This window comes from Burkholderia reimsis (assembly GCF_003294055.1).
In the GTDB taxonomy this organism is placed as follows: Bacteria; Pseudomonadota; Gammaproteobacteria; order Burkholderiales; family Burkholderiaceae; genus Burkholderia; species Burkholderia cepacia.
On record NZ_QMFZ01000014.1, the window covers coordinates 71540 to 91250 of the forward strand.

Annotated in this window: 24 protein-coding genes; 6 read left to right on the top strand and 18 right to left on the bottom strand. The window is 67.0% G+C overall.

Features of this window, described 5'->3' with window-relative positions:
- Positions 1 to 14: 14 nt before the first annotated feature.
- From DPV79_RS17865 to DPV79_RS17885, 5 genes are read right to left on the bottom strand one after another with little or no spacing between them, the layout of a single operon-like run.
- Positions 15 to 632, bottom strand: coding sequence for an SCO family protein (locus tag DPV79_RS17865; RefSeq protein WP_042978155.1), 618 nt, complete (start codon positions 630 to 632; stop codon positions 15 to 17).
- An 18-nt stretch (positions 633 to 650) separates the two neighbouring features.
- Positions 651 to 1553, bottom strand: coding sequence for a heme o synthase (gene cyoE, locus DPV79_RS17870; protein ID WP_006477738.1), 903 nt, complete (start codon positions 1551 to 1553; stop codon positions 651 to 653).
- An 8-nt stretch (positions 1554 to 1561) separates the two neighbouring features.
- On the bottom strand, positions 1562 to 2674 hold the full coding sequence (locus tag DPV79_RS17875; protein ID WP_021163752.1) for a COX15/CtaA family protein: 1113 nt from the start codon (positions 2672 to 2674) through the stop codon (positions 1562 to 1564).
- A gap of 24 nt (positions 2675 to 2698) precedes the next feature.
- Positions 2699 to 3325 carry an SCO family protein gene (locus tag DPV79_RS17880; RefSeq protein ID WP_042978154.1) on the bottom strand — a complete coding sequence of 209 codons (627 nt, stop codon included), beginning with the start codon at positions 3323 to 3325 and terminating at the stop codon, positions 2699 to 2701.
- Between the two features lie 60 nt (positions 3326 to 3385).
- Positions 3386 to 4096 (bottom strand): SURF1 family protein, encoded by a 711-nt coding sequence (locus DPV79_RS17885; protein ID WP_059489878.1) that lies wholly within the window; start codon positions 4094 to 4096, stop codon positions 3386 to 3388.
- An 84-nt stretch (positions 4097 to 4180) separates the two neighbouring features.
- On the opposite strand from DPV79_RS17885, the gene DPV79_RS17890 reads away from it, so the two are divergent.
- A complete protein-coding gene (locus DPV79_RS17890) occupies positions 4181 to 4390 on the top strand; it encodes a twin transmembrane helix small protein (RefSeq protein ID WP_011353273.1) in 210 nt (69 codons plus the stop codon).
- Positions 4391 to 4564: 174 nt separating this feature from the next.
- On the opposite strand, the gene DPV79_RS17895 is transcribed toward DPV79_RS17890, so the two are convergent.
- From DPV79_RS17895 to DPV79_RS17925, 8 genes are all read right to left on the bottom strand, one after another.
- Entirely contained in the window at positions 4565 to 5422 is an 858-nt protein-coding gene (locus tag DPV79_RS17895; RefSeq protein ID WP_027789064.1) for a cytochrome c oxidase subunit 3, read from the bottom strand.
- Positions 5423 to 5560: 138 nt separating this feature from the next.
- Positions 5561 to 5761, bottom strand: coding sequence for a DUF2970 domain-containing protein (locus tag DPV79_RS17900; protein WP_021163748.1), 201 nt, complete (start codon positions 5759 to 5761; stop codon positions 5561 to 5563).
- A gap of 16 nt (positions 5762 to 5777) precedes the next feature.
- Positions 5778 to 6386 carry a cytochrome c oxidase assembly protein gene (locus DPV79_RS17905; protein WP_011353276.1) on the bottom strand — a complete coding sequence of 203 codons (609 nt, stop codon included), beginning with the start codon at positions 6384 to 6386 and terminating at the stop codon, positions 5778 to 5780.
- 35 nt (positions 6387 to 6421) lie between these two features.
- Positions 6422 to 6562 (bottom strand): cytochrome oxidase small assembly protein, encoded by a 141-nt coding sequence (locus tag DPV79_RS42685; protein ID WP_027789063.1) that lies wholly within the window; start codon positions 6560 to 6562, stop codon positions 6422 to 6424.
- Positions 6563 to 6642: 80 nt separating this feature from the next.
- Positions 6643 to 8250: a cytochrome c oxidase subunit I gene (gene ctaD / locus DPV79_RS17910; RefSeq protein ID WP_014895962.1), complete on the bottom strand. Its 1608-nt coding sequence runs from the start codon at positions 8248 to 8250 to the stop codon at positions 6643 to 6645.
- 43 nt (positions 8251 to 8293) lie between these two features.
- Positions 8294 to 9892 carry a cytochrome c oxidase subunit II gene (gene coxB, locus DPV79_RS17915; protein ID WP_059489832.1) on the bottom strand — a complete coding sequence of 533 codons (1599 nt, stop codon included), beginning with the start codon at positions 9890 to 9892 and terminating at the stop codon, positions 8294 to 8296.
- A 57-nt stretch (positions 9893 to 9949) separates the two neighbouring features.
- Positions 9950 to 10474: a DUF2244 domain-containing protein gene (locus DPV79_RS17920; RefSeq protein WP_021163744.1), complete on the bottom strand. Its 525-nt coding sequence runs from the start codon at positions 10472 to 10474 to the stop codon at positions 9950 to 9952.
- Positions 10475 to 10669: 195 nt separating this feature from the next.
- Entirely contained in the window at positions 10670 to 11635 is a 966-nt protein-coding gene (locus DPV79_RS17925; protein WP_059498614.1) for a methyltransferase domain-containing protein, read from the bottom strand.
- 81 nt (positions 11636 to 11716) lie between these two features.
- Here DPV79_RS17925 and DPV79_RS17930 point away from each other — a divergent pair, with 81 nt between their 5' ends.
- Positions 11717 to 12520 carry a ComF family protein gene (locus tag DPV79_RS17930; protein WP_113046077.1) on the top strand — a complete coding sequence of 268 codons (804 nt, stop codon included), beginning with the start codon at positions 11717 to 11719 and terminating at the stop codon, positions 12518 to 12520.
- A 105-nt stretch (positions 12521 to 12625) separates the two neighbouring features.
- Complete coding sequence (gene trmL / locus DPV79_RS17935; protein WP_048025693.1) at positions 12626 to 13096, top strand: tRNA (uridine(34)/cytosine(34)/5-carboxymethylaminomethyluridine(34)-2'-O)-methyltransferase TrmL; 471 nt, start codon at positions 12626 to 12628, stop codon at positions 13094 to 13096.
- A 34-nt stretch (positions 13097 to 13130) separates the two neighbouring features.
- On the opposite strand, the gene DPV79_RS17940 is transcribed toward trmL, so the two are convergent.
- The 5 genes from DPV79_RS17940 to DPV79_RS17960 form a co-directional block, all read right to left on the bottom strand.
- Positions 13131 to 13655, bottom strand: coding sequence for an O-acetyl-ADP-ribose deacetylase (locus DPV79_RS17940; RefSeq protein WP_113046078.1), 525 nt, complete (start codon positions 13653 to 13655; stop codon positions 13131 to 13133).
- A gap of 95 nt (positions 13656 to 13750) precedes the next feature.
- Entirely contained in the window at positions 13751 to 14749 is a 999-nt protein-coding gene (locus DPV79_RS17945) for an NAD(P)H-dependent glycerol-3-phosphate dehydrogenase (protein ID WP_027789057.1), read from the bottom strand.
- Between the two features lie 28 nt (positions 14750 to 14777).
- Positions 14778 to 15260 carry a protein-export chaperone SecB gene (gene secB / locus DPV79_RS17950; protein WP_011353285.1) on the bottom strand — a complete coding sequence of 161 codons (483 nt, stop codon included), beginning with the start codon at positions 15258 to 15260 and terminating at the stop codon, positions 14778 to 14780.
- Between the two features lie 107 nt (positions 15261 to 15367).
- Positions 15368 to 15628 (bottom strand): glutaredoxin 3, encoded by a 261-nt coding sequence (gene grxC, locus DPV79_RS17955; protein WP_021164237.1) that lies wholly within the window; start codon positions 15626 to 15628, stop codon positions 15368 to 15370.
- Positions 15625 to 16047 (bottom strand): rhodanese-like domain-containing protein, encoded by a 423-nt coding sequence (locus tag DPV79_RS17960; RefSeq protein WP_021164238.1) that lies wholly within the window; start codon positions 16045 to 16047, stop codon positions 15625 to 15627. Before DPV79_RS17960 ends, grxC begins: the two co-directional genes overlap by 4 nt.
- 136 nt (positions 16048 to 16183) lie before the next feature.
- Here DPV79_RS17960 and gpmA point away from each other — a divergent pair, with 136 nt between their 5' ends.
- From gpmA to DPV79_RS17975, 3 genes are all read left to right on the top strand, one after another.
- Entirely contained in the window at positions 16184 to 16930 is a 747-nt protein-coding gene (gene gpmA / locus DPV79_RS17965) for a 2,3-diphosphoglycerate-dependent phosphoglycerate mutase (RefSeq protein ID WP_021164239.1), read from the top strand.
- A gap of 310 nt (positions 16931 to 17240) precedes the next feature.
- Positions 17241 to 18788, top strand: coding sequence for a S41 family peptidase (locus tag DPV79_RS17970; RefSeq protein ID WP_021163154.1), 1548 nt, complete (start codon positions 17241 to 17243; stop codon positions 18786 to 18788).
- A 106-nt stretch (positions 18789 to 18894) separates the two neighbouring features.
- A complete protein-coding gene (locus tag DPV79_RS17975; protein WP_048025695.1) occupies positions 18895 to 19647 on the top strand; it encodes a HesA/MoeB/ThiF family protein in 753 nt (250 codons plus the stop codon).
- Positions 19648 to 19711: the final 64 nt, after the last annotated feature.

Genomic DNA, 19711 nt, shown 5'->3' on the forward strand with positions numbered 1-19711 from the left:
CCGGCGGCGGCCGGTCAGTCGACCAGCAGCTTCAGGTCGTGGACCCACGGGCCGGGGCCCTGGCCGTCACGCACGAACAGGCGCAGCTTGCCGTCGCGGTCGAACACGTAGCTCGCGGCGGTGTGATCCATCGTGTAGCTGCCGGGCGTCTTGCCGGGCACCTTCGCGTAGTACACGCGGAAATCCTTCGTGACCTTCTTCAGCGCGGCTTCGTCGGCCGGCCGCAGGCCGATGAACGACGGATCGAACGCGGGCACGTACTGGCCGAGCAGCGCCGGCGTGTCACGCTCCGGGTCGACGGTGACGAACAGCACCTGCACGCGTTTCGCGGCATCGGGCCCGAGCTGCTTCAACGCTTCGGACAGCTCGGCCATCGTCGTCGGGCACACGTCCGGGCAGTGCGTATAGCCGAAGAACATCACGACGGCCTTGCCCTTGAAATCGCCGAGCGTGCGCACCTTGCCGGCCGTATCGGGCAGCGAGAAGTCGCTGCCGAACTGCGTGTTGCCGGTGATGTCGAGATTCTGGAATTTCGGCGCGTTGTCGCATCCGGCGAGCAGCAGCGCTGCCGTGAATGCGCACGCGAGCATCCAGCCTTGGCGCGCGCGGCGCCCGAACCGTGATTGGAGCATTGCGTTCAAACCGTGCGGTTACACGCCGAGCAGCGGGCGTGCATAGTGATCGACGAGCAGCGCGGCAAACAGCAGCGACAGGTAGACGATCGAGTAGCGGAAGGCCTTGCGGGCGAGTTCGTCCGAATAGTCGCGATGGATCTTCCACGCATACGCGAGGAACACCGCGCCGAGCAGCACCGCGCTCGTCAGGTAGACGGCCCCGCTCATCCCGGAGATGAACGGCATCAGCGTGACCGCGAACAGGATCACCGTGTACAGCAGGATGTGCAGCCGCGTGAACTTCTCGCCGTGCGTGACGGGCAGCATCGGCAGCCCCGCGTTTTCGTAATCCTTGCGCCGATACAGCGCGAGCACCCAGAAATGCGGCGGCGTCCACACGAAGATGATCAGCACGAGGATCCACGCGTCGCCCGGCACCGCGCCGGTGACCGCGGCCCACCCGAGCGCCGGCGGCATCGCACCCGACGCGCCGCCGATCACGATGTTCTGCGGCGTCATCGGCTTGAGCAGTAGCGTGTAGATCACCGCATAACCGACGAAGGTGGCGATCGTCAGCCACATCGTCAGCGGGTTCGTGAACGTGTAGAGCGTCCATGCGCCGACGCTGCCGAGCACGGCCGAGAACAGCAGGATCTGCGGCGTCGTGATCTCGCCGCGCGCGGACGGGCGCCACGCGGTACGACGCATCATCGCGTCGATCTTCTGTTCGACGAGGCAGTTGATCGCGAACGCCGCGCCGGCCAGCAGCCAGATGCCGACCGTACCGCCGATCAGCACGTGCCACGGCACCATGCCCGGCGTCGCGAGGAACATGCCGATCACCGCGCAGAACACCGCGAGCTGCGTGACACGCGGCTTCGTCAGCGCCATGTACTGGGAAAAGCGGCTACCGGGCGATTGGGAGAGGGTGCTTTGCATGGGGGCGGTCACGCCGGGGCGGCGTCGCGCGCAGGCTGCGCGACACGGCCGGGGCGGCTTGAAAGGATGCGAAAGTTTAACATGACGACGAGCAGCAGCAGGATCGCGGCCCCGCCGTTGTGCGCGACGGCGACCGGCAGCGGCCACTGCAGCACGATGTTGGTCAGGCCCGTCACGAACTGCAGCAGGACGACCAGCAGCACGCCGTTCGCGGGCCGCCGCAGCGATTCGAAGCGGCGCATCTTCAGCGCGAACGCGACCAGATACGCGACCACGACGAACGCGAACGTGCGGTGCGTCCAGTGGATCGCGACCAGCGCGTCCTGCGTGATCGCGTCGCCGTCCTTCGTCATTCCGAGCGCGCGCCACAGGTGGAAGCCGTGCTGGAAGTCCATCGGCGGAATCCACTGGCCGTTGCAGGTCGGGAAGTCGGTGCATGCGAGCACCGCGTAGTTGGTGCTCACCCAGCCGCCGAGCGCGATCTGCACGACCAGCAGCACGAGCGCCGCGAGCGCGGCCGCGCGATAGCGGCCGGCTTCCGGATCGTACGACGGCAGCGGCGTCTGCCGCGCCGCAAGCCACCCGAGCGTGCCGAGCAGCGTGAGGCCGAGCAGCAGGTGAATCGTGACGATCACCGGCTGCAGCTTCATCGTGACCGTCCACGCGCCGAACGCGCCCTGCACGAGGATCAGCAGCAGCAGGCTCGTCGGCCACCACGGCGACACGTGCAGCGGGCGGCGGCGCAGCCTCGCGGACCACGCGATCACGACCTGCGCGATGATCAGCACGCCGATCGCCATCGCGAAATAGCGGTGGATCATCTCGATCCACGCCTTCGTCATGCTGACGGGGCCCGTCGGCATCGCCTGGTGCGCGGCCGTGATCGCGGCATGCGCGATGAACGGCGACGACGTGCCGTAGCAGCCCGGCCAGTCAGGGCAGCCGAGCCCCGAGTCGGTCAGCCGCGTGAAGCCGCCGAACATCACGAGGTCGAGCGTCAGGAAGGTGGTGATCCACACCAGCTTGCGAAACTTGTTGTCGTCGGCCTTCACCCACACGTACGACAGCGGCAGCAGCGCGATGCACAGGCCGATCAGGCCGAGTTGCAGTAGATACGACATCGGTTCTTTACCTCTCGTCTTGCCTTAGCCGATGCTCGACCACTTCAGCAGCTTCGTCACGTCCGACTTGATCTTGCTGGGGTTCGGATCCTTCGGGAAACGCATCATCAGGTTGCCGTTCGGGTCGACCAAGTAGAGGTGGTCGCTGTCCTTCGTGCCGGCATCGGCAGGCAGCCATGCGGCCACCGCGGCCGGATCGGCGACGAGGCGGCGCGTGTCGGGGTACGCGTCGAGCACCTTCTGCGGCATCGCGCCCGCATCGCTGCGCAGCCACACCATCGTGATCCGGTGCCGCTCGCCTGCCTGCGTGACGCGGATCTGGCGCATGAAATAGAGCTTCTGCGCGCATGCGTCGTCACACGCGCTGCGGTCGGTCATCACGAACAGCCACACGCCGCGCAGCGACGACAGCGGCACGGTCTTGCCGGTTTCGTCGGTCACCTGCAGATCCGCGGGGATCGGACGCTGCGGCTCGATCAGCGTGCCGTAGTTCGTCGAGCCGCCCTTCGGCTTGATCACGTAATAGGTGAAGTACGACGCGATCATCGGTGCCGCGCACACGAGACCCAGCAGCACGAGCATCCAGCGGCCGCGCTTGCGGGCCGCCGGCGACATCGGCGCAGCGGCCGAACCCTGACGGGAAGATTGCATGGACAAATCAGACCTCTCGAAACGAACCCGCGGCGCCGGCGCCGCGTCCTGGTATGGCGCTCACGCGCCGGCCGACTTCTTCGCCGCACGCCGCGCGGCGTACAGGCCGAAGCCGAGCGCGGCCGCCGCCATCGCCCACCACTGAAACATGTAACCGTAATTGCGCTCGACGCCGGTCGTCGCCGCCGGCCAGTCGCGCACGAGCTTGTCGCCGTCGTCGCTCGTCTGCTGGATCACGAACGGCTGCAGCGGCAGCCCCGTTTCCTTCGCATACGCGGCGACATCCAGGTTCTGCCGGATCTTCTGGTGCGCCGCCGACCCGCCTTCGCCGAGCTCGAACGCACGCGACGCGTCGGCACGCGCGATGCCCACGATCTCGACGTCGCCCGCCGGCGTCGCGAACGGCTCGATCGCCGTGCGATCGGCGATATTGCGCGGCAGCCAGCCGCGGTTCACGAGCACGACGCCGCCGCCCGTGAGTTTAAACGGCATCACGACGTAAAAACCCGGCTGGTCGTTATACGGCCGATTGTCGAGGAACACCGCCTGTTCAGGCAGGAAACGGCCCTTCGCCCGCACGCGGTGAAACTCGATCGACGCGAGCGGCATCGGCTGCGCGCCGACGTCGACGGGCGCCGCCTGCTCGTAGCGCTCGATGCTCGCCTGCAGCGCTTCCTTCTGGTGCGCGCGGTCGCGCTGCCAGAAACCGAGACGGATCGTGACCGCGACGACGACGAGAATCAGCAGCGCAGGCAGCCAGCGAATCTTCATCATGCGGCCCGCCCGGCATGTGCCGGAATGCGAAGTGCGATAATTATCCTCTTCCTTCCGAATTGCCGTCGTCCGGTTCGTGTCATGCACATACTCGTTCCCATCGCCTTCGTCCTCATCATTGCCAGCATGGGCTCGGCGCTCTACTTCATGATGCACGACCGCGGCCACACGAAACGCATGGTCTGGTCGCTCGCCACCCGCGTCGGGCTGTCGGTCTCGCTGTTCCTGCTCATCCTGATCGCGAACTGGATGGGCTGGATCCATTCGACCGGCCTGCCGATCGGGCGTTGATGCCGCTGCCGCGGCCGCCGCTGTGACATTTCGCCGCACGGCCGCACCACCAAGCAAAAGCGCCGCCTGACTGAGTCGCGGCGGCGCCAGGGTGGTGTCGCTCGCAGCCTCGCTGCCGCGCCCACGACACCAATGAAAACGGCCCGCGCATTGCTGCGCGGGCCGTTTTTCCATTTACAGCCAGTAGACGACGACGTACAGGCCGAGCCAGACGACGTCGACGAAGTGCCAGTACCAGGCGGCGCCTTCGAATGCGAAGTGGTGATCGGGCTTGAAGTGGCCGCGGATCATCCGCACCAGCACCACCGCGAGCATCGTGCCGCCGAGGAACACGTGGAAACCGTGGAAGCCCGTCAGCAGGAAGAACGTCGAACCGTACACGCCCGAGTTCAGCGTCAGGTTCAGTTCGTTGTACGCGTGGTAGTACTCGAAGCCCTGCAGGAACAGGAAGCAGATACCGAACACGAGCGTCGCGGCCAGCCATGCGATCGCCTTCTTGCGATGGTCGTCACGCAGCGCGTGGTGCGAGATCGTCAGCGTCACGCCCGACGACAGCAGGAACGCGGTGTTCAGCGTCGGGATCGGCCACGGGCCCATCGTCTTGAAGTGACCGGCGAGTGCTGCCGGGCCTTCGTTCGGCCACACGGCGGAGAAATCCGGCCAGATCAGCTTGTAGTCGAGGCTGCCGAGCTGGTGCAGCGCGATTTCGCGTGCATAGAACAGCGCGCCGAAGAACGCGCCGAAGAACATGACTTCCGAGAAGATGAACCAGCTCATGCTCCAGCGGTACGACTTGTCGACGTTCTTGCCGTAATGACCGCCTTCCGACTCGGCGATCGCGTCGCCGAACCAGTGATACAGCGTGAAGAGCAACCACAGCAGGCCGAGCAGTGCCGTAAACGGCGCCCAGTCGTGACCGTTGATCCACAGCGCCGCCGATCCGAGCATGACCAGCAGGCCGATGGCCGCACTGATCGGATGGTGCGACGGATGCGGCACGAAATAGTACGGGGTCTGGTTTTGACCGCTCATGCTTGATTCTCCACTTCTGTCCAATTTGTGTACCGGAAACCGCTCCGGCTTTATTTCTTGCGCGGCGTAACCGCCACCGCTCTTTCCTGCACGCGGCGCCGTGGCGCCGCGCACTGCATTCTTTCGTGGCCGCGCGCGTCAGCCCACGACGGCACGCACGATCAGGATCAGCACGCCGATGAACACACCGGCCGCCAGCAACGCGACGATCAGCACGTGCAGCGGATTCAGCTGCGTCGCGTCGGCCTCCAGGTCGCGCCGCTTGCGCACCCCGAAGAACGACCACAGCACGGCCTTCAGCGCCTGACCGAACGACCCGCCCCGCTTGACCTCCGTCATCGCCCCGCCTCCGTCGTCATGCGTCCGGCTTCGCCGCGCCCTGCGCCGCGGTCTTGCCCGGCGCGGGCGCCGGCGTGGCCGGCGTATTCAGCTCGAAGAACGTGTACGACAGCGTGATCGTCTTCACGTCCTTCGGCAGTTTCGGATCGATCACGAACACCACCGGCATCTTGCGCGATTCGTTCGCGGCCAGCGTCTGCTGCGTAAAGCAAAAGCACTCGATCTTCTTGAAGAACTCCGTCGCCTGCTTCGGCGCGTAGCTCGGAATCGCCTGTGCAACGACCGGCCTGCCCTGCCCGTTCGTCACGTCGTACACGATCGTCGTCAGCTCACCCGGATGCACGTCGAGGCTGTTGTGCTCCGGCTTGAAACCGAGCGGGCCGCGCGCATTCGCGTCGAACTCGACCGACACCGTGCGGCTGGTGTCGACCTGCGAATTCTTCACCTCGCGCTCGCTCACGTCGCGCTGCACCAGGTTGTTGATGCCGGTGATCTGGCAGATCGCCCGGTACATCGGGATCAGCGCGAAGCCGAAACCGAACATCAGCCCGGCCACGACGAAGAGCTTCACCAGCATCGAACGATTGAACGCGCGATCGACGGCGCCCTCTTCCGGCTTCGACATACGACAACTTCCTCGCTACTGCGTCTGTTGCTGCATCAGTGAGTGGACAGCCACCACTGCTTGATCACGACACCCACAAAAAAAACGGCGGCGATGACGAGCAGGATGAGGCCGAGCCGCTTGTTGCCCGCGCGGATCTGCTCGGGCGTTCGTCTTTGTTGTGGATTCCGGTTCATCTGAAACTTCGCTGACATTTCAATTCCGCGCCCGCCGCGCCTGCCTGCGCGGCAGGCAACGGCGGAGCGCAGGGTGAAACTTATTCGACGTGCGGCGGTTGCTCGAACGTATGGAAGGGAGCCGGGCTCGGCACCGTCCACTCGAGGCCCGTCGCGCCGTCCCACGGCTTGTCCGACGCCTTTTCCAGCTCGCCGCCGCCACGGTAGGCCGGCAGCGCGACCGCGAACAGGAAGTACACCTGCGCGAGGCCGAAGCCGAATGCGCCGATCGTCGCGACCTGGTTGAAGTCCGTGAACTGCGCCGGGTAGTCCGCATAACGACGCGGCATGCCGGCGAGACCGACGAAGTGCATCGGGAAGAACGTCAGGTTGAAGAAGATCATCGACGACCAGAAGTGGATCTTGCCGCGCGTCTCGTTGTACATCCAGCCCGTCCACTTCGGCGCCCAGTAGTACCAGCCCGAGAACAGCGCGAACAGCGAGCCGGCCACCAGCACGTAGTGGAAGTGCGCCACCACGAAGTAGGTGCCGTGATACTGGATGTCGAGCGGCGCCATCGCGAGCATCAGGCCCGTGAGACCGCCGAACGTGAACACGAACAGGAAGCCGATCGCGAACAGCATCGGGGTTTCGAAGGTCATCGAGCCGCGCCACATCGTCGCGAGCCAGTTGAACACCTTCACGCCCGTCGGCACCGCGATCAGCATCGTCGCGTACATGAAGAACAGCTGGCCGGTGACCGGCATGCCCGTTGCGAACATGTGGTGCGCCCAGACCATGAACGACAGGATCGCGATCGAAGCCGTCGCGTACACCATCGAGCTATAGCCGAACAGCGTCTTGCGTGCGAACGCCGGGATCACCTGCGACACGATCCCGAACGCCGGCAGAATCATGATGTACACCTCGGGGTGGCCGAAGAACCAGAAGATGTGCTGGTACATCACCGGATCGCCGCCGCCTGCCGCGTTGAAGAACGACGTGCCGAAGTGACGGTCGAACAGCACCATCGTGATCGCGCCCGCCAGAACCGGCATCACCGCGATCAGCAGGTACGCCGTGATCAGCCACGTCCATGCGAACATCGGCATCTTCATCAGCGTCATGCCCGGTGCGCGCATGTTCAGGATCGTCACGACGATGTTGATCCCGCCCATGATCGACGACGCACCCATGATGTGCACCGCGAAGATCGCGAAGTCCATGCCCGGGCCCATCTGCGTCGACAGCGGCGCGTAGAGCGTCCAGCCGGCGGCCGTCGCGCCGCCCGGCGCGAAGAACGAACCGACCAGCAGCACGGCAGCGACCGGCAGCAGCCAGAAGCTGAAGTTGTTCATCCGCGCGAACGCCATGTCGGATGCGCCGATCTGCAGCGGAATCATCCAGTTCGCGAAGCCGACGAACGCCGGCATGATCGCGCCGAACACCATGATCAGGCCGTGCATCGTCGTGAGTTCGTTGAAGAACTCCGGACGCATGATCTGCAGGCCCGGCTCGAACAGCTCGGCCCGGATGCCGAGGGCCATCACGCCGCCCGACAGGAACATGATGAACGAGAACAGCAGGTACAGCGTACCGATGTCCTTGTGGTTGGTGGCGAACAGCCAGCGCCGCCAGCCGTGCGGCATTTCGTGCGCGTGGTCGTCGTGCGCGTGGTCCGCGGCTACGTCGTGCCCGATGCTAGACATGAGAATCTCCTAATGCGAATACGTCGACTAACTCAGCGACACGTCAAGCCGCCGGCCCGATCTCGACACGCCGGGCTTCCTTCGCGTCCGCCCCGCCCGTGATCGTTTCCGGCTTTTTGAGAATAATGTGGTCTTCCGCCACGCCTGCTGCCTTCAGCGCGTCGCGCACGGCTTGCGCGCGATGCTTCGCCAGTTCGGCGTTCGCGTCGGCCGAGCCCGTCTTGTCGGTGAAGCCCGACAGCGCGAGCTTCGCGTCCGGATGTGCCTTCGCATAGTCGGCCGCGGCGGCGATCGCCGCTTTCGCGTCGGCCGGCAGCACGCTCTTGCCCGTTTCGAAGTAGATCGTCGACAGCGCGGCCGATGCCGCTGCTGCCGCCGGCTGTTCAGCGGCGCCCGACGCGGCTTGCGCCGGTGCCGAAGCCGCCTCTGCCGGTGCCGCTGCCGCGCCCGCCGCGTCTTCCGGCATCTTGCCGTTACGCGCGTCGGCCACTTGCTTCGGCTGCAGCAGGTCGTTCTTGTGGTTGCCCCACGAGTTGCGTTCGTACGTGATGACCGAAGCGATGTCGAGATCCGACAGCGACGCCCACGACGGCATCGCGCCCTTGCCGTGCAGCACGCGCTCGACGTGGCCGGCGATCGGGCCGTTCACGATCGGGCTGCCGTCCATGGCCGGGAATGCGCCGAGGCCCTTGCCGCTCACCTGGTGGCAGGCCGCGCAGTTCGCCTTGTAGACTTCCTCGCCGTGCGCGACGAGCTCGGCCATCGTGTAGACCTTGTTCGGATCGACTGCGGCGCCGGCGAGCTTGGCCTTCTGCGCGGTGACCCACTTCGCGTAGTCGTCGTCCGACAGGACTTCGACGACGACCGGCATGTACGCGTGTTCCTTGCCGCACAGCTCGGTACAGAAACCGCGGAACGTACCGACCTTGTCGGCCTTGAACCACGTGTCGCGCACGAAGCCGGGGATCGCATCCTGCTTCACGCCGAACGCGGGCACGTACCACGAGTGGACGACGTCGTTCGCGGTCGTGATGATGCGGATCTTCTTGTTGACCGGCACGACGAGCGGGTTGTCGACTTCCTGCAGGTAGGTGTCGGTGATCGGCTTCTTGCCCATCACTTCGTCACGCGGGGTGGACAGCGTCGACAGGAAGCCGATGCCCTCGCCCGGGCCCTTCACGTAGTCGTAGCCCCACTTCCACTGGTAGCCGGTGACCTTGATCGTGAGATCGGCGTTGGTCGTGTCCTTCATCGCGACGACGGCCTTCGTCGCCGGCAGCGCCATCAGCACGACGATGACGAACGGCACGATCGTCCAGATGATCTCGACGGTCGTGCTTTCATGGAAATTGGCGGCCTTGTGGCCCTTGGATTTGCGGTGCGCGAAGATCGAATAGAACATCACACCGAACACGCCGACGAAGATCACCGTACACAGGATCAGCATCATCGTGTGGAGATCGTAGAGCTCCTCGGCGATTTTCGTGACCGGCGGCTGAAAGTTGATCTCGTTGACGCGGGGGCCGCCCGGGCTATCACCGACCGCCAGGGCGGCACCGGCAAAGAGCAATCCGCTGCATGCCAGCACGCCCGTGAGGGCTCGCTTGATTGTTTTCATAGCATCCTTACCCAAAATTTCCATTCAAACCCTCCCCCGTCGCAAGCCTCCGGCCCGTTTCCGGCCAGTGCCCGCGCCTCGTCAGCCGCAGCGCCTGAGCGATGCACGCAGTTCGTCGGCGAACTGCGCACGCTTGTACTGCGCGAGATGCTGCCCGATTACGACGGTCTGCCCGCGCGATACCAGCCGAATCGGATCGCGTGGCGTCGCACCCGGCTCGACCCGCACCCAGCGCGGGTTGAATTCGATCTGCGTGAGCCGCTCCGCATCCATCCGCTCGATCACGAGCCGGTGCGGATACAGCCTGATGCGTTCGTAATCGACCGCATGGCGAGCATAGATCGCAAATGCGACACCCACCGCCAGCAACTCGATTCCGGTGAAGGGCATGACGAGCCAGGCCCCCCGCCACATCAGCAATGTCGCGATCACCAGCGAGAAGCCCGCGAGCGACGCGTAAAACAGCACGAACTGGCGCGGCGACGCCGAACAGTTGCGTTTCATCAGCCAGTCTTCGAGGACCGGCTCGCCGTTCGTCGTCTCCGCCAAAACCCTCGCTGCTTCCATCGCCGCCTCACGCGAATGGCATGCGATGCATGCCTGCATCGGACTCGTCGCCCCGTATTGCGGGGACCCCGGGACGACAAGCTGACGCATTATAGGCGGGTTCAATGGCATCCACAAGCAAGCGGCTATCGCCCCGCAAGCCAAGCGCGACAAGCTTTCCGGCCATTTCAGGCGCCAATTCGACCCCGCTTTGCGCCGCTAATTTCAGACATAACAAAACCCCTCTTTACCGCTCTACCGATTCTTCGGACGCCCCTTTCCGATGTCCTCGATGCGCACGATCCCGTGCCCCTCGGCGGTCGTGCGCGGCACGGCCTTCCACGCGTGGCCGTAGATCACTTCGAACGTCAAGGCGATCGTGCCGTCCGCGCGCCGGCGCGCCTCCAGCGCGTCGCCGAGCGCCGCGCGAAAGCGCCGGGTCGCGCGCTGCGGCGCCTCGCGCTCGAACGGATAGGCGCCCCAGCGGCGCACGTCGGCCAGCAGGGAGTCGGGGGTCTTGTAGGTGACGGTCAGCACTTCCTGATCCATCACGGGAATCTCGAAGCCGCTCTCGACGAGCATGTCGCCGAGGTCGTGCATGTCGACGAAATCGATCACGCGCGCGGCGGGCGGCACGATGCCGAGCGCCGCTTCCGCATCCGCGCAGGCCGCGCGCAGTTCGCGCAGCGTGTCGGGGCCGAGCGTGCTGAACATCAGCAGCCCGTTCACGCGCAGCACGCGCTGCCATTCGGGCAGCACCGTGTCCGGACGCGAATGCCAGTGGAGCGCGAGATTCGACCAGATCAGGTCGAACGCGCCGCCCGGGAACGGCAGCGCGGCGAAGTCGGCCTGGGCGACGCGGGGGCCGCGCTGGCCGAGCGCACGGCCGAGCGAGGCCGGCAGCCAGCGGCGCCAGCTCGTCTGCTCGACCTCGCGCTGACCGGCTCGCGCGAGCATCGCGCCGGACAGGTCGACGCCGAATACGGGTGCCTCCGGAAAGCGCGCGCGCAGCGCCGGCAGGTCGTCCCCCGGGCCGCAGCCCGCGTCCAGCACGGCCGCGGGGCTGACCTTGATGTATTCGAGGCGCTCGTTCATCCGCTGCGCGATCTCGCGCGGCAGGAACGCGACCGCGTCGAACGTGGCGGCGCGGCGGTCGAAGATCCGCCGCAGGCGCCTTGCGTCATTGGCCGGACGGCCGGTTGAAGTCGAAGCTGGGGACATGTCGGGCACACTGGCGAAGAGCCCGAAGTATACTCGCTCGCCCCGCAGGCTTCATTGAGGCGGGGTGTCAGGAGTGTTGCGATGATCCGCAGTTCCGCCCGGCGCACGATGCGCGTCGCTTTGTCGCAGGTTCGCGCGCTGGCCGCGCGCGTCGCCGCGGTCGCGCTGCCGAATCGCTGCGCACTGTGCGGCAATTTGTCACACACGATGATTTGCGTCGCCTGCGACGCCGCGTACTGGAACGAAGCGCGGCTGCGCTGCGGCGTCTGCGCGATACCGCTGGGCATCGGGCAACCGCGTTCGTACCGGCCCCGCGGCGCTCGCGCCGGCGCCGGCAGCGCGGCCGCGTACCGTTGCGACGCGTGCCGTGCGGCACCGCCGCCGTTCGATGCGACGCTCGCGCTGGCGGATTACCGCGCGCCGCTCGACGGGCTCGCGCGCGGCCTGAAGTTTCACCGGCAACTTGCGCTCGGCACCGAATTCGCGGCACGGCTCGCGCGGCTGATCGACGATACGCCCGGCGCCAGCGGCTTCGACCTGGTGGCGCCGGTGCCGCTGTCGCACCGGCGGCTCGTCGCGCGCGGCTACAACCAGGCGTGGGCGATCGCGCGCCCGCTCGCGCGGCGGCTCGGGGTGCGCGCGGATGCGGCGCTGCTCGCGCGCATCGCCGACACCGCGCCGCAGTCGCGGCTCGACCGGCACGCACGACGCGACAACGTGATCGCGGCATTTGCGGTGACGGGCGGCGTCGCCGGCCGCCACGTTGCGCTCGTCGACGACGTGATGACGTCCGGCGCGACGCTCGCGGCCGCCGCGCACGCACTGAAGGCGACGGGCGCCGCACGCGTGACGAATCTGGTTGCGCTGCGCACCGCCAGGGATTAATTAGATAGAGAGGCCGACCGACCGGACACGGCGGCGGCCGTCACGAACCGGCCGGCCGGGAACGCGCGCGTAGCGCCGCCCCGGCCGGCCCAGCCAAACCGAAACATGTTCAACGTCGTCCTCGTCGCCCCCGAAATCCCGCCGAACACCGGCAACGTGATCCGCCTGTGCGCCAATACGGGCGCGCACCTGCACCTGATCGAGCCGCTCGGCTTCCCGCTCGACGACGCGCGGATGCGCCGCGCGGGCCTCGACTATCACGAGTATGCGCAGATGCGCGTACACCGCGACTGGGACGCGTTCATCGCGGCGGAAACGCCCGATCCGGCGCGAATGTTCGCGTTCACGACACGCGGCTCGGGCCGCTTCCACGATCATGCGTTCCTGCCCGGCGACTGGTTCGTGTTCGGCTCGGAGACGCGCGGCCTGCCCGCCGAACTGCTCGAGCGCTTCCCGAACGAACAGCGCGTGCGCCTGCCGATGCGGCCGGACAACCGCAGCCTGAACCTGTCGAACACGGTCGCGGTGGTCGTGTTCGAGGCGTGGCGCCAGGCCGGTTTCGAAGGCGGCGCATGACACCGGGACGGCGCCTCCCGCCCCGCGGAAGACGTCACGTCCGCGTGAGCCGCGCGCGGTACAGGTCGTAGATGTCGGGGGAAAAGCACGCGAATACCACGCGTGCGAGGTTCGGCGCCTGCGGCAGCATTTCGGCGACGGTGCCCACGGCGACGTCGACGGCTTCTTCGGCCGGATAACGATAGATTCCGCAGCTGATCGCCGGGAACGCGATCGACGTCGCCGCGACCTCCTCGGCCAGCTCGATCGCGCGGCGGTAGCACGACGCGAGCAGGTCGGCCTCGCCGCGCCCGCCGCCATGCCACACGGGCCCGACCGCATGGATCACGTAACGCGCCGGCAGCCCGTGGCCGCGCGTGAGCCTGGCGTCGCCCGTGTCGCAGCCGCCGAGCGTGCGGCACTCTGCGAGCAGGCCGGGGCCGGCCGCGCGGTGGATCGCGCCGTCGACGCCGCCCCCGCCGAGCAGCGAGCCGTTCGCGGCGTTGACGATCGCGTCGACATCGAGCGTCGTGATGTCGACGACCTGCGCATCGAGCGTGGTGGAATGAATCTGCAGCATGACAACCTCCCGGAGCGCCGGAGACTGTTCAAGCGTAGCGCGCTTTGACGCCGCGCGCCCGCGGTGAACACGGCGCCAGGCGGCGCCCGGCCGCGCTACTCGGCGCGCGCGTCGCGCCGCAGCAGGCCGCTGACGGCGTCGCGCGGCGCGATGCCGTCGAACAGCACGCCGCACACGGCTTCGGTGATCGGCATTTCGATCGACTGCGCCCGCGCGATGGCCAGCACGGCCTGCGCACAGCGCACGCCTTCGGCCACGTGGCCGAGCGCGCCGAGGATGTCGTTCAGCGTGCGGCCGGCCGCCAGTTGCAGGCCGACCGTGCGGTTGCGCGACAGGTCGCCCGTCGCGGTGAGGATCAGGTCGCCGAGGCCGGTCAGGCCCGTGAAGGTTTCCGCTCGGCCGCCGAGCGCGACGCCCAGCCGCGACATTTCGGCGAGGCCGCGCGTGATCAGCGCGGCACGCGCGTTCAGCCCGAGGCCGAGGCCGTCGGCGATACCGGTCGCGATCGCGAGCACGTTCTTCACCGCGCCGCCGACCTCGACGCCGACCACGTCGTCACCCGTATAGATCCGCATCGCGCCGTGATGGAACGCGGCGAGCGTGCGCTCGCGGCATTCGGCGGACGTGCTCGCCACCGTCAGCGCGACGGGCAGCGACTGCCCGACCTCGCGTGCGAAGCTCGGCCCCGACAGCACGCCGTTGCTGTGCTGTTCGGGCAGCTCGGCCGCGATCACCTGGTGCGGCAGCAGATGCGTATCGGCCTCGAAGCCCTTGCAGACCCAGACGATGTGCGCGGGCACGCAGCCCGCAGCGCGCATCGCATGACACAGCGTGCGCAGCCCGGCCACCGGCGCGGCGATCACGCACAGAGCGTCGTCCGCGGCGCCGTGCGCGAGCGCGGCGCCGAGATCGGCGTCGTAGCGCAACGCGTCAGGCAGCGCGATGCCGTCCAGATAGCGGGAATTTTCGTGCCGGGCCTGCAGCCCGGCGATGAGCGCGGCATCGCGCGCCCACAGAAGCGTATCGTGCCGCGCGGCCAGATGGCCCGCGAGCGCGGTGCCCCAGGCACCGGCGCCGAGAACGGCTACTTTCATACCCAGCACCGGTCCTCCGAGCAAAACGTCAGTTCAGCGTCGTGCCGTTCGGCGCGCCTGCTGCGGCGCCGGCCTGCTGCTGAAGCTGCGCGAGACGCTGTTCGTACAGCGCCTGGAAGTTGATTTCCGCCAGGTGAATCGGCGGGAAGCCCGCGCGCGTGATCGCGTCGGCGATGTTCGAACGCAGGTACGGGAACAGGATCGTCGGGCACGCGATGCCGACGAGCGGGTCGAGCTGTTCGTCCGGAATGTTGCGGATGTCGAAAATGCCGGCCTGCTTCGCTTCGATCAGGAACGCGACCTTGTCCTTCACCTTCGCGGTGACGGTGCCCGACACGACGACTTCGAACACGCTTTCCGCGAGGCGGTCGGCCTTCACGTCGACTTCGACTTCAACCGACGGCATGTCCTGCTCGAGGAAGATCGCCGGCGAATTCGGCTGCTCGAGCGACATATCCTTCAGGTAGACGCGCTGGATGTTGAAGAACGGTTGGTTTTCGACGTCGGACATGGTGTTTCCCTAAAAGTGGTGACGGGGCGGCCCGGCTTCGCGCCGGCCGCCACGGATGAATCCTGCGCGCCCAAGCCGCGGCGCGGCCGGCGGCCATTCTGCCCTAATCAGGCCGCTTGCAGAAGCGGAACGAGCCCGCCTTCGCGGTCGAGCTTCGACAGATCGTCGTAGCCGCCGACGTGCGTGTCGCCGATATAGATCTGCGGCACCGTGCGGCGCCCCGTGCGCGACATCATTTCGTCGCGGCGGGCCGGATCGCGATCGATCAGCACCTTCTCGATCTGCTCGACACCGCGCAGCTTCAGCAGGCGCTCGGCCTGGATGCAATACGGACACACCTGCGTGCTGTACATCAAAACCTTGTTCACTTCGCCACTCCTTGTTTGACGACCGGCATCCCGGCCTGCTGCCAGGCAGCCACGCCGCCCTCGAGCACGTGCACCTCGGCGTAGCCCGCCGCCTCGACCTCGCGCGCCGCCTTCTGCGACTGCTGGCCGTTCTGGCAGACGAGCAGCACCGGCGTGCTCTTGTTCTTCGCGACCTGCGCGATCTTCGCGCCGATCTCGCCCGCCGCGACCTGACGGGCCGACGGCAGGTGGCCGGCCGCGAAGTCGGATGCGGCGCGCACGTCGATCACGACCGCGTTGCGGCGGTTGATGAGTTGTGTCGCCTCTGCGGCCGACAGGCCGCCGCGACCGCGGCGCAGCGCGGGCCAGGCCAGCAGGCCGCCGGATACCACCAGGATCGCGATAAGGGCCAGGTTGGTGTAATCGGTAAAGAACGTCACGGAATTCCGCCGGAAAAAGAGAAATCGGATGAGGACAATCCCGCCATTATAAAATAACCGTCTTGCGCGATGGCGGGCCCCGGTCGGGTCCCGTACGACGCGCCCCGCTTCCCTATCACTACCGACCGCAAGATCCATGTACAAACTCGTTCTCATCCGCCACGGCGAATCGACGTGGAACAAGGAAAACCGCTTCACCGGCTGGGTCGACGTCGACCTGACCGAACAGGGTCGCAACGAGGCCTACCAGGCCGGCGAATTGCTCAAGGAGGCCGGCTACACGTTCGACATCGCGTACACGTCGGTACTCAAGCGCGCGATCCGCACGCTGTGGCACGTGCAGGACCGGATGGACCTGATGTACCTGCCGGTCGTCCACTCGTGGCGCCTGAACGAGCGCCACTACGGCGCGCTGTCGGGCCTGAACAAGGCGGAAACGGCCGCGAAGTTCGGCGACGACCAGGTGCTCGTGTGGCGCCGCAGCTACGACACGCCGCCGCCCGCGCTCGAGCCGACCGACGAACGCGCGCCGTTCAACGACCCGCGCTACGCGAAGGTGCCGCGCGAGCAGCTGCCGCTCACCGAGTGCCTGAAGGACACGGTCGCGCGCGTGCTGCCGCTGTGGAACGAGTCGATCGCCCCGGCGGTCCGCGCCGGCAAGCAGGTGCTGATCGCCGCGCACGGCAACTCGCTGCGCGCGCTGATCAAGTACCTCGACGGCATCTCGGACAGCGACATCGTCGGCCTGAACATCCCGAACGGCGTGCCGCTCGTGTATGAACTCGACGAGAACCTGAAGCCGATCAAGCACTATTACCTCGGCGACCAGGACGCGATCGCGCAGGCGCAGGCCGCCGTCGCGAAGCAGGGCAAGGCGGGCTGACGCCCGTCGGCCGGGTGAGCCGGCCGAGCGAGCCTGCCGGGCCAGGCGGGCCGCGTCCGGCCCGGCATGCCCGACCCCGGCCCCGCCCCTTGCCGGCGCACCGCGCGAACCTTCGCGCCCCCGGCGCTGTCGAATCCGCTTTCGAACCCGCGGCGCGTCCGGCGGTGCCCGGCCGGGCCGCCTTCCGGGGCCGCCGCGACGCCCGCTGCGACGCAATTCGCGCCGTTCCACTGAGTCTTCGGACGAACAGTTATACTTGTCCGCTACATCCCCGCTACCGCCACGCGCTTCCCGACCGCACCAGATCTCTATGCGAATGAAATTGAAGAACATCGGCCTGATTGCCGCGGGCCTCGCCACGGGCGTGTTCGCCACGCTGCAGGTTTCCGCATCGGCCGAGCAGACCGCCACGGCGCCGCTTCCCCTCGACCAGCTCCGCCTGTTCGCGGAAGTCTTCGGACAGATCAAGCGCGAGTACGTCGAACCGGTCGACGACAAGAAGCTGCTGACGGCCGCGATCAAGGGCATGGTGTCGAGCCTCGACCCGCACTCGTCGTTCCTCGACAAGACCGACTATGACGAGCTGCAGGAGCAGACGAAGGGCCGCTTCGCGGGTCTCGGCATCGAGATCTCGCAGGAAGACGGCCTCGTCAAGGTGATCTCGCCGATCGAAGATACGCCCGCGTTCCGCGCCGGCATCCGTCCGGGCGACCTGATCACGCGCATCAACGACAAGCCGGTGCGCGGCATGACGCTCGACAAGGCCGTGAAGCAGATGCGCGGCGAGCCGGGCACCAAGGTCACGCTGACGATCTTCCGCAAGAGCGACGACCGCACGTTCCCGGTCACCGTCACGCGCGCGATCATCAAGGTCCAGAGCGTGAAGATGAAGATCCTCGATCCGGGCTATGCGTATGTCCGCATCACGAGCTTCCAGGAGCGCACGACGCCCGATCTCGCGCAGAAGCTGCAGGACATCGCACGCCAGCAGCCGAACCTGAAGGGCCTCGTCCTCGACCTGCGCAACAACGGCGGCGGCCTGCTGCAGAGCGCGGTCGGCGTGGCCGGCGCGTTCCTGCCGCCCGACTCCGTGGTCGTGTCGACCAACGGCCAGATCCCCGATTCGAAGCAGGTCTACCGCGATACGTACGACAACTATCGCCTGCCGTCCTTCGACGGCGATCCGCTGAAGAACCTGCCGCCGGTCTTCAAGACGGTGCCGATGATCGTGCTGACGAACGCCTATTCGGCGTCCGCGTCGGAAATCGTCGCCGGTGCGCTGCAGGATTCGAAGCGCGCGCAGATCATGGGCAAGACGACGTTCGGCAAGGGTTCGGTGCAGACGGTCCGCCCGATGACGGCCGACACCGCGCTGCGCCTGACCACCGCGTACTACTACACGCCGAGCGGCCGTTCGATCCAGAACAAGGGCATCACGCCGGACGTGCCGGTCGATCAGTACGCGGACGGCGATCCGGACGACGTGCTCGTGACGCGCGAGGTCGACTACACGAACCACCTCGCGAACACGCAGGATCCGAACGAGAAGAAGGAACAGGAAGAGCGCGAGCAGCGCCGGATGGATCAACTGCGCGTCCTCGAAGAGCAGAACGACAAGAAGACGCCGGAGCAGCGCCAGAAGGATCGCGATCGCAAGCCGATCGAGTTCGGCAGCGCCGACGACTTCATGATGCAGCAGGCGCTCAACAAGCTCGAAGGCAAGCCGGTGCAGGAATCGAAGTCGCTGCTCGCCGAAAGCACGAAGGCCACGGCCGGCAAGGCCGCCACGGCCCCGAAGGCATCGGGCGCAAGCGCGAAGCCGGCTTCCGCACCGAAGCCCGCGTCGGCGCCGAAGTAAGCGCCGGCCGGCATCCGACGGGCCATCGCGGGAAGACCGCGATGGCCCGTTTTTCATGCGCGCCTAAAATAACGACACGTCCGCCGCTTCGCCCACGACTCCCCCCATGAACGACGATCAACTCCTTCGCTACTCCCGCCACATCCTCGTCGACGAAATCGGCATCGAGGCGCAGCAGCGCTTTCTCGATGCGCATGCGATCGTCGTCGGCGCGGGCGGCCTCGGCTCGCCCGCCGCAATGTACCTCGCGGCATCGGGCGTCGGCACGATCACGCTCGTCGACGCCGACACGGTCGATCTCACGAACCTGCAGCGGCAGATCCTGCACGTGACGGCCTCGGTCGGCCGCAGCAAGGTCGAATCGGGGCGCGACACGCTCGCGCAACTGAACCCCGAGGTGAAGGTGCACGCGGTCGCCGCACGCGTCGACGACGCATGGCTCGACGCGCACGTGCCGAACGCGACCGTCGTGCTCGACTGCACCGACAACTTCGCGACGCGGCACGCGATCAACCGCGCGTGCGTCGCGCACGGCGTGCCGCTCGTGTCGGGCGCCGCGCTGCGCTTCGACGGCCAGATCAGCACGTTCGATTTCCGCGACCCGGCCGCGCCCTGCTATGCGTGCGTGTTTCCGGAAGACCAGCCGTTCGAGGAAGTCGCGTGCGCGACGATGGGCGTGTTCGCGCCGACGGTCGGGATCATCGGTGCGATGCAGGCCGCCGAGGCGCTGCGCGTGATCGGCGACATCGGCAAGACGCTCAACGGGCGGCTGATGATGCTCGATTCGCTGCGGATGGAATGGACGACGATGAAAATCGCGCGCCAAGCCGACTGCCCCGTGTGCGGGGGCCGGCACTGACGCGCGACGGGCATGCGCCAGGCGGCGCATGCGTGGTGACACTTCGCTACTGTTTTAGCGGCGG